Source organism: Mesorhizobium sp. LMG 17147, assembly GCF_024297145.1.
Taxonomy (GTDB): Bacteria; Pseudomonadota; Alphaproteobacteria; order Rhizobiales; family Rhizobiaceae; genus Mesorhizobium.
The window spans coordinates 43,586-57,284 of sequence record NZ_JANCTC010000007.1; the positions used below are offsets into that span (position 1 = coordinate 43,586).

At 63.3% G+C, this 13,699-nt stretch carries 15 protein-coding genes and 1 pseudogene; 12 read left to right on the forward strand and 4 right to left on the reverse strand.

The genetic code is table 11. The annotated features are described in order from the left end of the window. The first annotated feature begins 63 nt into the window (after nt 1–63). From aroC to NMG46_RS15070, 3 genes are all read left to right on the forward strand, one after another. Nucleotides 64–1,164 (forward strand): chorismate synthase, encoded by a 1,101-nt coding sequence (aroC, locus tag NMG46_RS15060; RefSeq protein ID WP_254818437.1) that lies wholly within the window; start codon nt 64–66, stop codon nt 1,162–1,164. A gap of 109 nt (nt 1,165–1,273) precedes the next feature. Beyond that, a complete protein-coding gene (gene ribB / locus NMG46_RS15065; RefSeq protein ID WP_254818438.1) occupies nt 1,274–2,374 on the forward strand; it encodes a 3,4-dihydroxy-2-butanone-4-phosphate synthase in 1,101 nt (366 codons plus the stop codon). Nucleotides 2,375–2,391: 17 nt separating this feature from the next. Then, a complete protein-coding gene (locus tag NMG46_RS15070; RefSeq protein ID WP_254818439.1) occupies nt 2,392–2,814 on the forward strand; it encodes a hypothetical protein in 423 nt (140 codons plus the stop codon). 64 nt (nt 2,815–2,878) lie between these two features. Here NMG46_RS15070 and NMG46_RS15075 read toward each other — a convergent pair whose 3' ends face one another. After that, on the reverse strand, nt 2,879–4,102 hold the full coding sequence (locus tag NMG46_RS15075; RefSeq protein ID WP_254818440.1) for an MFS transporter: 1,224 nt from the start codon (nt 4,100–4,102) through the stop codon (nt 2,879–2,881). A 118-nt stretch (nt 4,103–4,220) separates the two neighbouring features. Here NMG46_RS15075 and NMG46_RS15080 point away from each other — a divergent pair, with 118 nt between their 5' ends. The 6 genes from NMG46_RS15080 to dxs all read left to right on the forward strand — a co-directional run bounded on the left by NMG46_RS15080 (nt 4,221) and on the right by dxs (nt 9,489). Beyond that, nucleotides 4,221–4,874, forward strand: coding sequence for a TetR/AcrR family transcriptional regulator (locus tag NMG46_RS15080; protein ID WP_254818441.1), 654 nt, complete (start codon nt 4,221–4,223; stop codon nt 4,872–4,874). A 132-nt stretch (nt 4,875–5,006) separates the two neighbouring features. After that, entirely contained in the window at nt 5,007–5,933 is a 927-nt protein-coding gene (locus NMG46_RS15085) for a histone deacetylase family protein (RefSeq protein ID WP_254818442.1), read from the forward strand. A gap of 3 nt (nt 5,934–5,936) precedes the next feature. Further along, nucleotides 5,937–6,188, forward strand: coding sequence for an exodeoxyribonuclease VII small subunit (locus NMG46_RS15090; RefSeq protein WP_031211056.1), 252 nt, complete (start codon nt 5,937–5,939; stop codon nt 6,186–6,188). Nucleotides 6,189–6,297: 109 nt separating this feature from the next. Further along, nucleotides 6,298–6,564 (forward strand): DUF2277 domain-containing protein, encoded by a 267-nt coding sequence (locus NMG46_RS15095; protein WP_254818443.1) that lies wholly within the window; start codon nt 6,298–6,300, stop codon nt 6,562–6,564. A gap of 9 nt (nt 6,565–6,573) precedes the next feature. Then, a complete protein-coding gene (locus tag NMG46_RS15100; RefSeq protein WP_254818444.1) occupies nt 6,574–7,494 on the forward strand; it encodes a pirin family protein in 921 nt (306 codons plus the stop codon). Nucleotides 7,495–7,575: 81 nt separating this feature from the next. After that, complete coding sequence (gene dxs / locus NMG46_RS15105; RefSeq protein ID WP_254818445.1) at nt 7,576–9,489, forward strand: 1-deoxy-D-xylulose-5-phosphate synthase; 1,914 nt, start codon at nt 7,576–7,578, stop codon at nt 9,487–9,489. A 526-nt stretch (nt 9,490–10,015) separates the two neighbouring features. Here the strand turns inward: dxs and NMG46_RS15110 are convergent. Continuing rightward, nucleotides 10,016–10,417: a GFA family protein gene (locus NMG46_RS15110; protein ID WP_254818654.1), complete on the reverse strand. Its 402-nt coding sequence runs from the start codon at nt 10,415–10,417 to the stop codon at nt 10,016–10,018. A 174-nt stretch (nt 10,418–10,591) separates the two neighbouring features. On the opposite strand from NMG46_RS15110, the gene NMG46_RS15115 reads away from it, so the two are divergent. The 3 genes and pseudogenes from NMG46_RS15115 to NMG46_RS15125 all read left to right on the forward strand — a co-directional run. Further along, nucleotides 10,592–11,371: a TlyA family RNA methyltransferase gene (locus tag NMG46_RS15115; protein WP_254818446.1), complete on the forward strand. Its 780-nt coding sequence runs from the start codon at nt 10,592–10,594 to the stop codon at nt 11,369–11,371. Next, the gene (locus NMG46_RS15120; RefSeq protein WP_254818447.1) at nt 11,368–12,609 is read left to right on the forward strand and encodes a class I SAM-dependent RNA methyltransferase; all 1,242 of its coding nucleotides are present in this window, start codon (nt 11,368–11,370) and stop codon (nt 12,607–12,609) included. Before NMG46_RS15115 ends, NMG46_RS15120 begins: the two co-directional genes overlap by 4 nt. A 91-nt stretch (nt 12,610–12,700) precedes the next feature. Next, nucleotides 12,701–12,963: pseudogene (locus NMG46_RS15125) on the forward strand (DUF2384 domain-containing protein); the annotation flags it as partial. Between the two features lie 39 nt (nt 12,964–13,002). Here the strand turns inward: NMG46_RS15125 and NMG46_RS15130 are convergent. Then, nucleotides 13,003–13,392 (reverse strand): type II toxin-antitoxin system VapC family toxin, encoded by a 390-nt coding sequence (locus NMG46_RS15130; RefSeq protein ID WP_254818448.1) that lies wholly within the window; start codon nt 13,390–13,392, stop codon nt 13,003–13,005. Beyond that, the gene (locus NMG46_RS15135; protein WP_254818449.1) at nt 13,379–13,654 is read right to left on the reverse strand and encodes an AbrB/MazE/SpoVT family DNA-binding domain-containing protein; all 276 of its coding nucleotides are present in this window, start codon (nt 13,652–13,654) and stop codon (nt 13,379–13,381) included. The genes NMG46_RS15130 and NMG46_RS15135 overlap by 14 nt, the downstream gene beginning before the upstream one ends. Nucleotides 13,655–13,699 lie beyond the last annotated feature (45 nt).

The window sequence follows — 13,699 nt, forward strand, 5'->3', positions numbered from 1 at the left end:
AAAATCGCTCCGATTTTCGGGGTTATGCGCAAGGCCGGCTCCGACGCCGGCAGGGCTGGTTCCATGTCGCACAACACGTTCGGCCATCTTTTCCGCGTCACCACCTGGGGCGAAAGCCACGGGCCGGCGCTGGGCTGCGTCGTCGACGGCTGTCCGCCAGGCATCCGCTTCACTCGCGACGAGATCCAGGCCGAACTCGACAAGCGCCGTCCCGGCCAGTCACGTTTTGTGACGCAACGTCGCGAACCGGATGAAGTGAAGGTCCTGTCCGGCTTCATCCTCGATGAGGACGGTGAGACGATGATCACCACCGGCACGCCGGTGTCGATGCTGATCGAGAATGTCGACCAGCGCTCGAAGGATTATGGCGACATCGCCCGCCAGTTCCGGCCGGGCCATGCCGATTACACTTACGAGGTCAAATACGGCCTGCGCGACTACCGCGGCGGCGGCCGCTCCTCGGCGCGTGAGACGGCGGCGCGGGTGGCGGCCGGAGCGCTTGCCCGCAAGGTCGTGCCCGGCATGGTGGTGCGCGGCGCGCTGGTGTCGATGGGCGATAAATCGATCGATCGCGCCAATTGGAACTGGAATTTCGTCGGCGACGCCGAAAACCCGTTCTTCACGCCTGATCCGGCGTCCGTCGCCGTCTTCACCAAATATCTGGACGGCATCCGCAAGGCGGGCTCCTCGGTCGGTGCGGTCATCGAGATCGTCGCCGACGGCGTTCCGGCGGGGCTTGGCGCGCCGATCTATGCCAAGCTCGACCAGGACATCGCCGCCGGCCTGATGTCGATCAACGCCGTCAAGGGTGTCGAGATCGGCAACGGTTTCGAGGCCGCCCGCATCACCGGCGAGGAGAATGCCGATGAGATGCGCATGGGCAATGACGGCAAGCCGGTCTTCCTGTCCAACAATGCCGGCGGCATCCTCGGCGGCATCTCGACCGGCCAGGCGATCGTCGCGCGTTTCGCCGTCAAGCCGACCTCGTCGATCCTGACGCCGCGAAAGTCCATCGACAAGGACGGTAACGACGTCGAGATAATGACCAAGGGCCGGCACGATCCGTGCGTCGGCATCCGCGCCGTACCGATCGGGGAGGCGATGGTTGCCTGCGCCATTGCCGATCATTATCTGCGTCATCGGGGACAAACGGGAAGGGAGTAGGGAGTAGAGTAGGGGAGCAGGTTACGCAGCTCCCACGACAGCATTTTTTCCTTTTCTCTACTCCCGTACTGCCCTACTCCCCTAGTCCCTGCGAGCGAAGCGAGCACTTATGCCTTACGACCAGAAGAAGATCGTCGAAGCCCTGCGCGCCTTCGAGCGCGGCGAGATCGTCGTCGTTATGGACGATGACGGCCGCGAGAACGAGGGCGACCTGATCGTAGCCGCCGTCCATTGCACGCCGGAAAAGATGGCGTTCATCGTTCGCAACACGTCGGGTATCGTCTGCACGCCGATGCCGCGCGAGGAAGCCAAGCGGCTCAACCTGTCGCCGATGGTCGCCGACAATGATTCGGCCCACACCACCGCCTTCACCGTCAGCGTCGATTTCAAGCACGGCACCACGACGGGCATTTCAGCGGACGACCGCACACTGACGGTGCGCAATCTCGCCAACGGCAATGTCGGCGCCTCCGATTTCGTCCGGCCCGGCCACATCTTTCCGCTGATCGCGCGCGAAGGCGGCGTGCTGATGCGTTCGGGCCATACCGAGGCCGCTGTCGACCTCTGCAAGCTCGCCGGCCTGCCGCCGGTCGGCGTGATTTCCGAGCTGGTCAACGATGACGGCACCGTCATGCGTGGCCCGCAGGTGCAGGCCTTCGCCGAAAAGCACGGGTTGAAGCAGATCTCGGTTGCCGACCTCATCGCCTACCGGCAGCGCAAGGAAACGCTGGTCGAGCGTGTCGCCTGTTCCGACATCGAGACGGCAGGCGGCAAGGCGCAGGTCTTCACCTACACGCTGCCCTGGGATTCGATGCATCATGTAGCGATCGTCTTCGGCGACATCCGCGACGGCGAGGAGGTGCCGGTGCGCCTTCATTCCGAGGACGTGGTCAGCGACGTGTTCGGCACCAGCCACAGACTGGACGCTATCATGAAGACGATGGGCGAGCGTAAGCGCGGCGTCATCGTCTATCTGCGCGAAGGCTCAGTCGGCGTCGCCCATCAGGAGCGCAAGCGCCCAGCTGCCGGCGACCGCGAGGATCACGAAGAGGCTCGCCGCCGCGAAAACGAATGGCGCGAGATCGGCCTCGGCGCGCAAATCCTCAAGGACCTCGGAATTTCCTCGATAAATCTGATCGCCTCGCGCGAGCGCCATTATGTCGGCCTCGAAGGTTTTGGCATCCACATCGCCAAGACCGAAATTCTCTAGACGTTTGGGGCAGCGGGATGAGCTTCGAGGCATATCTCGGTTGTTTTGAGGATGGGGAGCAGAGTTATTTCCCCACGTCGATTGTAGACGATGCCTTCGCGCCGTTCATCACCAGACGTGAACCTGAATTCTCGTGCTGGGTCGTCACCTACGACGATAATTCGTCGGCCGACCTCTATCTCAATCTGGACCCCGATGACGCGTCGCGATGTTCAGGCTTCACCGTCGCCCGGCCGCCGGACGATCCGCGTCTCTACAAAGCGTTGTGGGAAATTCTGCGTGCCACCAATTCTGCCGTTTATTGCCCTGGAGAATGCCCGCCGATGGTCGGGCGAGCTGAAACCATACCCCATCTGAACCCGGATATGGTCGAAGCATTGGGGAGTCCTGTTGTCGTTGTTGACGGGGACGAGATTCGCACCAGGTTTGAACAGTCCTAGCAAGCCGGGGTTCCTACGGACAAAACAGCGTCCGGTCCGTGAGCTGAACCGGACGTATGTGTTTCTATTCCGCGGGAACGGAGGCTGCGTCGCGTCCGTCCAGATCGCATGTGTGGGCGGCAAGGCTGCGCTGGCCGGCGAGCACGATGGCTAGCGCGATGCTGCCCGATGCCACCGAGACCCAGAACCCGTTCTGCGCGCCGAAAGCGTCCACCACCCAGCCGGCGGCGAAGGAGCCGAGCGCCATGCCGATGCCGATGCCGGTCATCACCCAGGTCACGCCCTCTGTCAGCACCGCCTCCGGCACGCGCCGCTCGATCAGGCCGAATGCCGTGATGAAGGTCGGCGAGATTGCCACGCCGCTGACGAAGACGGCCAGTGCCAGCAGCGGCACGGTGTCGGCGACGAGCAGCGGCAGCGTGGTGAGCGCGATAATGGCGATTGCAATGGCAAGCTGAATCTGCAGCGGCACTTTCAGGTTCAGGGCGCCGATGACGATGCCGACGACGAACGATCCGAGCGCGTAGACGCCGATGACGAAGCTGGCGGCGCCCGGCTGGCCAAGCTCCTTGGTGATCGCCACGGTGCTCACCTCCGTGGTGGCGAAAGTCGCGCCGATGAAGATCAGGGCCACGGTGATGATCTGGACCGGCCGCAGGCGGATTGCCGAGCCGCCCGAACCGTGTTCCACCGGTCGCGCTCGCGGTTCGGTCGAGCGCTGCAGGATGAAGGCCGTCGAACCGAAGGCCAGGAACAATGTGCTCGCGAGCACTCCCGCTTCCGGGAAAAGCGCGACACTCAGTCCGACCGACAGCGATGCGCCGGCGATGTAGACCAGTTCGTCCGCCGCCGACTCGAAGGCGAACGCCGTGTTCAACTCGGGGCGGTTGCGAAAAATCTCGGTCCAGCGTGCGCGCACCATTGCCGGGATGCTGGGCATCACGGCGGCGAGCAGCGCCGAGACGAATAGCGTCCATATCGGCCAATGCTGATTGGCCGCTGCAATCAGGATCGCGAAGGCGAGCGTTGAAATCATGGTGGTCGGCACCACAACCCGCGTCTGGCCGAGGCGGTCCACCAGTCGCGATACCTGTGGGGCGACGAAAGCGTTGGCCAGCGCATATGTCGCGGAAACGGCACCGGCCAGCCAGTATTGGCCATCGGTCTGCGAGAGCATTGCGACGATCCCGATCGGAGCCATGGCCATCGGCAGCCGGGCAACGAAGCCGGCGGCGGCAAAGCCCTTGGCGCCCGGCGCGCGAAAGATCTGGGAATAGGGATTTTGCATGGTCTGGCTCCTCGACAACGGCCGCTTCGGCGATTACATACGTAGCGTATGAGTTTAAATAGATCATACGCGGCGTATGTCAATTGGCATACGAAGCGTATGTTAATAGGGCCAGAGCATGCACAGACCGCGCAAGGAGATGATTGCCGAAACCCGCGCAAAGCTGATCGGGGCGGCGCGCCAGGCCTTCGGCACGCTCGGCTATGCCGAAGCCTCGATGGATGACTTTACGGCATCGGCCGGGTTGACGCGCGGTGCGCTCTATCATCACTTCGGCGACAAGAAGGGCCTACTCCAGGCGGTTATCGCCGAGATCGACGCCGAAATGGCAGCCCGGCTGAAGGTCGTTTCGGCCAAGCCGGACAATCTCTGGCAGGGCTTTGTCGACGAATGCACCGCCTATATCGAGATGGCGCTGGAGCCGGAGATCCAGCGTATCGTGCTTCGCGACGGGCCGGCGGTGCTCGGCGATCCATCGCAATGGCCAAGCCAGAGCACATGCATCCGCTCGATGACAGAGAGTCTGCAAAGACTGAGCGACGAGGGGACAATTCTCGCCGTCGATCCCGAAGCCGCGGCAAGGCTGGTCAGCGGCGCCTCGCTGCATGCGGCGCAGTGGATCGCAAATTCGAACGATCCCGAAGCGACGTCGAAGAAGGCAGTGAAGGCGTTCAAGGTTCTTCTGGAGGGGCTGCTCAATCGCACCGGCAAGCTGCATCAACCTGATCGACCGTCAGCGATGCAGCCCGAGGTTGACCGATCACCGGCCTGAGATCATCTTTTCGCCAATCCCAGGCGGCTCGCGGTGGGCTCAGCCGACGCCGGTTGCCTAAACCCTGTTGAACATCGCGTCGCCAGCGCGCGAAAACATGGCCAAAGCGGTAAGGCGCGCCTATATCGGGGCATGGTCACGAGACTTTACACCCATCCGATTTTCCTCGAGCACATAACACCGCCCGGTCATCCGGAGCGGCCGGACCGTCTGCGCGCCATAGAGCGTGTGCTTGACGACGAGGCCTTCGCGGCGCTCGATCGCGTCCAGGCGCCTGAAGGCGACGAGGCAACCATCCTCTACGCGCATCCGCCCGAATTCGTCGAACGTGTCCGCGCAGCGATACCGGACACCGGCATCGCCCGTATCGATGCCGATACCACCGCCAGCCCGAAGAGCTGGCAGGCGGCCGTGACCGCGATCGGCGCTGCCAACGCCGCGGTCGACGACGTCTTCACCGGCCGTGCCGAGAACGTCTTCGTCGCCGCACGGCCGCCCGGCCATCATGCCGAGAAGACCACCTCCATGGGTTTTTGCCTGTTCAACACCGCGGCGATCGCAGCACGCTACGCGCAGAAGAACCATGGCGCCGGCCGCGTTGCCGTCGTCGACTGGGATGTGCACCACGGCAACGGCACGCAGGACATCTTCTGGGACGATCCGTCGGTGCTCTATTGCTCGACACACCAGATGCCGCTTTACCCCGGAACCGGGGCCGCGAGCGAAACCGGAGCCGGCAACATCGTCAACGCGCCGCTGGCGCCGCAGAGCGGCAGCGATGTTTTCCGTGACGCCTTTCTGTCACGCATCCTGCCGGCGCTCGACAATTTTGCGCCCGATCTCATCATCATCTCCGCCGGTTTCGACGCCCACCACCGCGATCCGCTGGCCGAGATCAACCTGACCGAGGATGATTTCGACTGGGCGACCGGCCAGTTGCTCGAACGAGCCGGGCGCCATAGCCGCAATCGGCTCGTCAGCGTTCTCGAGGGCGGCTACGATCTGCAGGGATTGGCATTTTCGGTCGCCGCCCATATCGGGCGGCTGATGAAGGGATAGATGATGGCTGGTGAGACCAACGAGGACGTCAAAGCGATGAGCTTCGAGCAGGCGCTCGAGGCGCTGGAACGGATCGTCGACGATCTGGAGCGCGGCGACGTGCCGCTCGACCAGTCGATCCGCATTTACGAGCGCGGCGAGGCGCTGAAGGCGCATTGCGACCGGCTGCTGAAAGCGGCCGAGGACAAGGTCGAGAAAATCAGGCTGTCGCGTGACGGCAAGCCGGTGGGGACAGAGCCGCTGGATGCGGACTGAGGCGCGGCCTCGAACGACGATTGTGCTTACCGGCTTTGGACATCATCACGATTGAGGGTAAAACTCATCCCGTTTGAAACGGCTCCAGGACGAGAGGAGATTGCGAACGATGTGCAGAAACATCAAAACCCTGTTCAATTTCGATCCGCCGGCTACCAATGACGAGGTCCGCGATGCCGCGCTTCAGTTTGTCCGCAAACTGAGCGGAACGACACGGCCGTCGAAACAGAACCGGCATGCGTTCGACCATGCCGTCGAGGCCATTGCCGCCTCGGCGCGTGAATTGCTCGACAGCCTCGAGACGACGCAGCATCCGCGCAATCGCGAAGAAGTGGCGGCCAAGGCGAAGGCCAAATCTGCACTTCGCTTCGCCTGAGGGGACCGCGTGAGCTTCTTTCCCGGAAACGATCCGCAGATGGGCGATGCCTTCGCCAGCGATCAGATCGAACTGATGGTCATTCCGAATGCCAAGGACATCGGCGGATTTCAGGTTCGCCGCGCCTTGCCGACGGCCAGGCGCCGGTTGGTCGGACCCTTCATCTTCTTCGACCGCATGGGTCCAGCCGTTCTGCGGGCCGGCCAGGCGCTCGACGTGCGCCCGCATCCGCATATCGGCCTGTCGACGGTGACTTACCTGTTCGACGGCAAGATCAGGCACCGCGATTCGCTCGGCACCGAGATGGTGATCCAGCCCGGCGACGTGAATTTGATGACCGCCGGCCGCGGCATCGTCCATTCGGAGCGCACGCCGGAAGAACTGCGCGGCTTGCCGATGTCGGTTTCCGGCCTGCAGACATGGTTGGCGCTGCCGGACGGCAAGGAAGAGGTCGCGCCGGTCTTCGAAAACACCGCGGCCCTGCTCCTGCCCGAAATCGATGCAGAGGGTGTCAGCGGCCGTATCGTCATCGGTGCATTGTCCGGACTGCGCTCCCCGGTCGCCACCGCTTCGGACACGCTATATGCCGACCTCAGGCTGGCGCCGGGTGCCAGCGTGAAGATCCCGGCCGAAGCCGAGGAACGCGCCATCTATACGCTGGAAGGCGAGGTTTCGATATCCGGTGACCGCTTCCCGGCCGAGCGGCTGCTGGTTTTCCGGCCCGGCGATGAGATCGTTGTCTCATCGGATCGCGGCGCCCACTTCATGCTGTTTGGCGGCGCTTCCCTCGGTTCGAAACGTTATATCTGGTGGAATTTCGTATCGTCCTCAAAGGAACGCATCGAGCAGGCGAAAGAAGAATGGAAGACGGGCCGCTTCGATATCGTTCCTGGAGACGAGCAAGAGTTCATCCCGCTGCCCGAAAGCTGATGCGCGTTACCGCCACATTTACATTCGCCGGCCAGCGGCATATTTCACGATGAACAGAAAATCTGACCAGGCTCGCAAACAGTGAACGCAAAGCCCGATACGCCGCTTCTCGACAAGGTCCGCGTCCCAGCCGATTTGCGCACGCTTACCGAAGCCGACCTGCCGCAGCTGGCGTCAGAGCTTCGCGCCGAACTGATCGACGTCGTTTCCCACACCGGGGGCCATCTCGGCGCCGGCCTTGGCGTCGTTGAACTGACTGTCGCGCTGCACTACGTCTTCAACACGCCGGACGACCGGCTGATCTGGGACGTCGGCCACCAGGCCTATCCGCACAAGATCCTGACCGGCCGCCGCGACCGCATCCGCACGCTGCGGCAGGAGGGCGGCCTGTCCGGCTTCACGCGTCGCGTCGAGAGCGAATACGATCCGTTCGGCGCAGCCCACTCCTCAACCTCGATTTCAGCCGGCCTCGGCATGGCGATGGCGCGCGATCTGTCCGATGGCCGCAACAATGTCATTGCCGTCATCGGCGACGGTGCCATGTCGGCCGGCATGGCCTATGAGGCGATGAACAATGCCGGCGCACTCGATGCCCGGCTGATCGTTATCTTGAACGACAACGACATGTCGATCGCTCCGCCGACCGGCGCGATGAGCGCCTATCTGGCGCGGCTCGCCTCAGGCAAGACCTATCTTGGGTTGCGCGATTTCGGCAAGAAGCTGACGTCCTATCTCGGCGAGCGCGCGGATCGCGCCATCAAGCGCGCGGTCGAGCACGCGCGCGGTTACGTCACCGGCGGCACGCTGTTCGAGGAGATGGGTTTCTACCACATCGGCCCGATCGACGGTCACAACCTCGAGCACCTGATCCCGGTGCTGAAGAACGTCCGCGACAATGCCGACGGCCCGGTGCTGATCCATGTCGTGACCCAGAAGGGCAAGGGCTACGCCCCGGCCGAGGCGGCGGCCGACAAATATCATGGCGTCAACAAATTCGACGTCATCACCGGCGCCCAGGCCAAGGCGCCCGCCAATGCGCCGAGCTATACGAAGGTGTTTGCCGAAAGTCTGATCCAGGAGGCCCGGGAGGACGACCGCATCGTCGCCATCACCGCCGCCATGCCGAACGGCACCGGGCTTGATCTGTTCGGCGAAGCGTTTCCGGCGAGGACCTTCGATGTCGGCATCGCCGAGCAGCATGCGGTGACCTTCGCCGCCGGCCTTGCCACGGAAGGCTTCAAGCCTTTCGCGGCGATCTACTCGACCTTTCTCCAGCGCGCCTACGACCAGGTCGTTCACGACGTGGCGATCCAGAAATTGCCGGTGCGCTTTCCGATCGACCGCGCCGGCTTCGTCGGCGCCGATGGTGCCACCCATTGCGGCGCCTTCGACACGACGTTCCTGGCGACGCTGCCCGGTTTCGTCGTCATGGCCGCGGCCGATGAGGCCGAGTTGCGCCACATGGTACGCACCGCTGCAAACTACGATGACGGCCCGATCGCCTTCCGCTACCCGCGCGGCAACGGCGTTGGCGTCGAGATGCCGCAACGCGGCTCGGTATTGGAGATCGGCAAGGGCCGGATCGTCAGGGAAGGCACCAAGGTTGCGCTGCTTTCCTTCGGCACCAGGCTGCAGGATTGCCTTGCCGCGGCCGAGGAGCTTGGCGCGGCCGGGCTTTCGACTACGGTCGCCGATGCCCGTTTTGCCAAGCCGCTCGACGAGGACCTGATCCGGCGGCTGGCCCGTTCCCACGAGATCCTGGTGACGGTGGAAGAGGGCGCGGTCGGCGGCTTCGCCAGCCATGTGCTGCAGTTCCTGGCCCATGAAGGGCTGCTGGAGAGCGGCCTGAAGGTGCGCCCGCTCGTGCTGCCCGACGCCTTCGTCGACCATGCCAAGCCGGAAAAAATGTATGCCGATGCCGGGCTGGACAGCGCCGGCATCGTGCGCACAGTGTTCGTGGCGTTGGGGCATACCGCGCAGGCCCAGCGCGCCTAGTTTTTAGACGCATTTCCCGCGACGCCGAAGCGATTCAACTTGGCTGCAAGACGCCGGTCTGAATCAAAATCTCAACTGCTTGAATCAAATTGCCGGCGAACAGTCGTAACATGCTGATTACGCTGCCGTTTGGCGATTTGCTTACCGTGTCGTTTGGCCGTTCTTCAACGTTGCCCTGCTAGACGGCAACAGGCAGGGGAACAGAAGACCAATGAGATCGCTTTTGGGCGGCATCGCGCTAACGGCCACCGTCGCCGCGACAGCTACAGCCGAAACGCGCTGTGACCGCAAAGTCGAAGAGGCAGTGATGGGCATCGCCGCAAGATCGGCGAAATCCGTGGCGGCTTCTCCTACAAGCAGTCGCCGCAATTCGTCGTCGTGCCCGATACCTTGCCGAAGCGTCCAGTTCCGCTGATCGGCCGCGCACGCAGGTGTCCGGCGACAGCAGCGACGGTCTGGCGCCGCCCGTCGAACGGCGGGTTTCGCGGACGATATTCTAAAGCATGATCCCGAAGAGACTCTAGAACTAGAACCACATATCCCGCACGCAGCGACCATCTCTCGGCAAATCCTCGAATGTATCGAGACCATCGAAATGGTCGATCGGGAGATCGGCGACGGCCTCGGGCGGCGCAAGCCTCACATTGACGGCGATGCGGTAGCGCCCAGCCGCATCGGGATGCAAACCGTGCCAGGCCAGGACGCAAGCGCACGTTGGACAGAAGAGAATCTCAAGTGAAGGATGAGCCTTTCCGACGCGCCGATAGGCGCTTACGGGCCCGGCAAGGCGGATGCGTTCGTCGACAAAATCGTAAGCCCAGAGCGTGCCGTAGCGACGGCAAAGTGTGCAGTTGCAGGCAGTTACCGAACCGGGATCGCCCTCCAGGGTCCAGCGGGCGGCACCGCAGTGGCAGGTTCCCGTCAGCATTTCCTCCTCCGCGTTTCGACCGCAAAACGGCATCTCGTTCTTAGCATTGCGTCGCGCCTGGCGCGAGGTTCGACTGGTAGCGGAGCGGCTTGATGCGTTCACCGCTTTTCCACCCATGCCTTGTCTCATCGCCAATATCCTTGCCATCATCGTTGGCATTCGCCATGAAGGCCGATGACTTCCCTTCCGCCAGCCAGCATACGCCAGAGGCTCGACGAATTGCTCGTCCAGCGCGGCCTGTTTGCCAGCCGCTCGCGGGCCCGCGATGCGGTGGCGCGCGGCACCGTGACGGTCGATGGCATCGTCGCCCGCAAGCCAAGCCAGGCCGTTCTGCCTGAGTGCAACATCGTCGTTGACGATCCGGCGCAAGGTTACGTGTCGCGCGCCGCACTGAAGCTGAAGGCTGGTCTCGACCATTTCGGCCTCGACCCCACCGGCAGCGAAGCCCTCGATGTCGGCGCCTCGACCGGCGGCTTCACGCAGGTGCTGCTCGAACGCGGCGCGGCGCATGTCACGGCGATCGATGTCGGGCACGGCCAGATGCACTCCGACGTTGCCGGCGATCCGCGCGTGACGGTAATTGAAGGCCTGAATGCGCGCGAACTGTCGGCAGCCGATCTCGGCGGGCGTGTGCCGGATTTCATCGTCTCGGACGTCAGCTTCATCTCGCTGAAACTGGCGCTGCCGCCAGCGCTTGCCTTGGCCGGGAACGGCGCAAAGGCTGTGTTTCTGGTCAAGCCGCAATTCGAGGCCGGCCGCGAGGCGATCGGCAAGGGCGGGCTGCTGAAGGACCCCTATGATGCGGCGCGCATTGCCGGCCTGATGCAGGACTGGCTCGATGCCATTCCCGGCTGGCGCTCGCTGGGGCTGCATCTGTCGCCGATAGAGGGCGGCGACGGCAACCGCGAGTTCCTGCTCGGCGGCATCAAGGACGTCGAGACCCAGAAGCGATGAGCACCCGTTTCACGATCGCAAGGTTGGGCTCGCAGGGCGACGGCATCGCCGAGACGGAAACCGGCGAGGTTTTCATTCCGTTCGCGCTGCCGGGAGAGGTCGTCACCGCCGCGCGGGAGAAAGATCGCGCCACCTTGATGTCGGTCCTTGAGGCTTCGCCGTTGCGGGTCGATCCGCCGTGCCGGCATTTCGGCGCGTGCGGCGGCTGCGCCGTCCAGCATCTCGAGACTGAAGCCTATCACCGGTGGAAGCGCGAAAAGGTCGTGCATGCGCTGAAGAGCAAGGGCATCGCTTGCGATGTCGGCGCGCTGGTGCCGTGCGCGCCGCACACGCGCCGCCGCGTCGTCTTCACCGCCCGGCGTAGCGAGGCGGGAATGCAGTTCGGTTTCGTTCGCGCGCTGTCATCCGAGATCATCTCGATCGAGGAATGCCCCATCTCGCTGCCGCAGATCGTCGCTGCGCTCGACCGTTTGAGGATGCTTGCCGGGCTGATCTGCACCACGACCAAATCGTTCCACATGGCGGTAACGGTGACCGGTTCCGGCCTTGATGTCGCGGTTCACGATTCCGGCAAGCTCGGCGAGAACCAGCGCCGCGTCGCGTCCAACTTCGTCATCGCCGAGGGGCTAGCCAGGCTGTCGATCGACGGCGAGATCATTATCGAACCAAAGAAACCGATCGTCCTGTTTGATGGCGTCGCCGTCGCAGTGCCTCCGGGCGCTTTCCTGCAGGCAACCGAGGCTGCCGAACAGGCGATGGCCAACATTGTCGGCCAGCATTTCGCGCGCGCCAAAAGGGTCGCCGATCTCTTCGCCGGCTGCGGCAGCTTCGCGCTGCGCCTGGCCACAAGATCGGAGGTTCACGCGGTGGAAGGCGATGCGGCAGCACTCGCGGCGCTCGACCGGGCATTCCGTTTCGCCAGCGGCCTGAAGCGGGTGACCGGCGAACGTCGCGACCTGTTCCGGAGGCCGCTCACATTCAAGGAGTTGAATGCCTTTGACGGCGTAGTCTTCGACCCGCCGCGCGCCGGCGCCGAGGATCAATCGAAGCAGATCGCGCGCTCCGGCGTGCCGCTCGTCGCCGCGGTGTCCTGCAATCCGGCAACGCTGGCGCGGGATCTTCGCATCCTCCTCGATGGCGGTTACGCCTTGAAGAGCGTAACCCCGATCGACCAGTTCCTGTGGTCGCCACATGTCGAGGCAGTGGCATTGCTGGAGAAGCCCAAGAGAAGGCGCTAGCAGCATTTATCGGGCGTGAAATGCGCACTAGAAAAGCGCATTTGAGCGTACGCCGGTCAAATATTCTAGGACATTTATAATGAGCCAAACCGAACTGGCGGGCCTGAGCGGCATCGCCCGCAACACGTTTGCCGCTAAGACCGGAGCGCGCAAGGTCGACGCCGCATTGAGCCCCATCATTCGTATTCTGGCGACGGCCGGCGAGATGACCGGCGATCAAGTGCGGGCAGCGATCTGGTTCAAACATCAGCCGATCCCGGCTGGGTGGGAAAGACCGCCTATGATCTGGTTTGCGAAGGCAAGACGGATAATCTCGCTTACCTGAAGGCCGCTCGTTCCGGTATCTATGCCTGAACGGCGCGCCTTCATGCCAGGCTGGGTGGCCATAAACTGCTATGCTTCTTGCACGCCGTCATATCCAGCCGCCTGCGCTGCCGTGACGAACTTACGATCAAAAGTCGCGAAGCCAACGCAGTGAGCAGATTTGCCCAGATGCAGCGCATCAGCGAAATCCAATCCCCTTTCCGAGAGGTCGAGCGCGGACGACACGACCGTCCCGTCTTCCACCTCTACCGTAGGGAGCCCGCTAAACGCCCGTAGCGTGCGGGCGATTTCGAGCGGTGCCAAACCGTAGGCGCTGCGCAACACCCACTCAACCTCCAGCATTACCGTGACGGCGACAAAGACTGGCTGGCTATCGATCAACGCGCGGGCGCGGGAAGACCGAGTCGGGTGATCGTCCGTCAGGTAGCGGACGATCAGGTTGGTATCAATCGCGAGCATGGCGCCGCCGCGCTTCGGCGAGCACGCCCGCGTCCATTTCTTCCAACGTCTTCGGCCTGCCGCTATAGCGCAGCGATCCAAACACGTCCTCTGGCCGCGTCTCGGCGAAGACTGGCGCAGGCTTCAGTAGCACGCCCTCCGGGGTATCTTCGACCAGAAGCCGTGTGCCGGCGTCCCATTCTCTCCGTTTCCGGATCGAACTGGGCAGGATGACCTGTCCCTTGGTCGAGACGGTGGTCACGAGCTTTTCCGCGGCAGCCATGATGGCGCTCCTCTGGATGTAAGACGAACGTAAGATAAGTGAAAA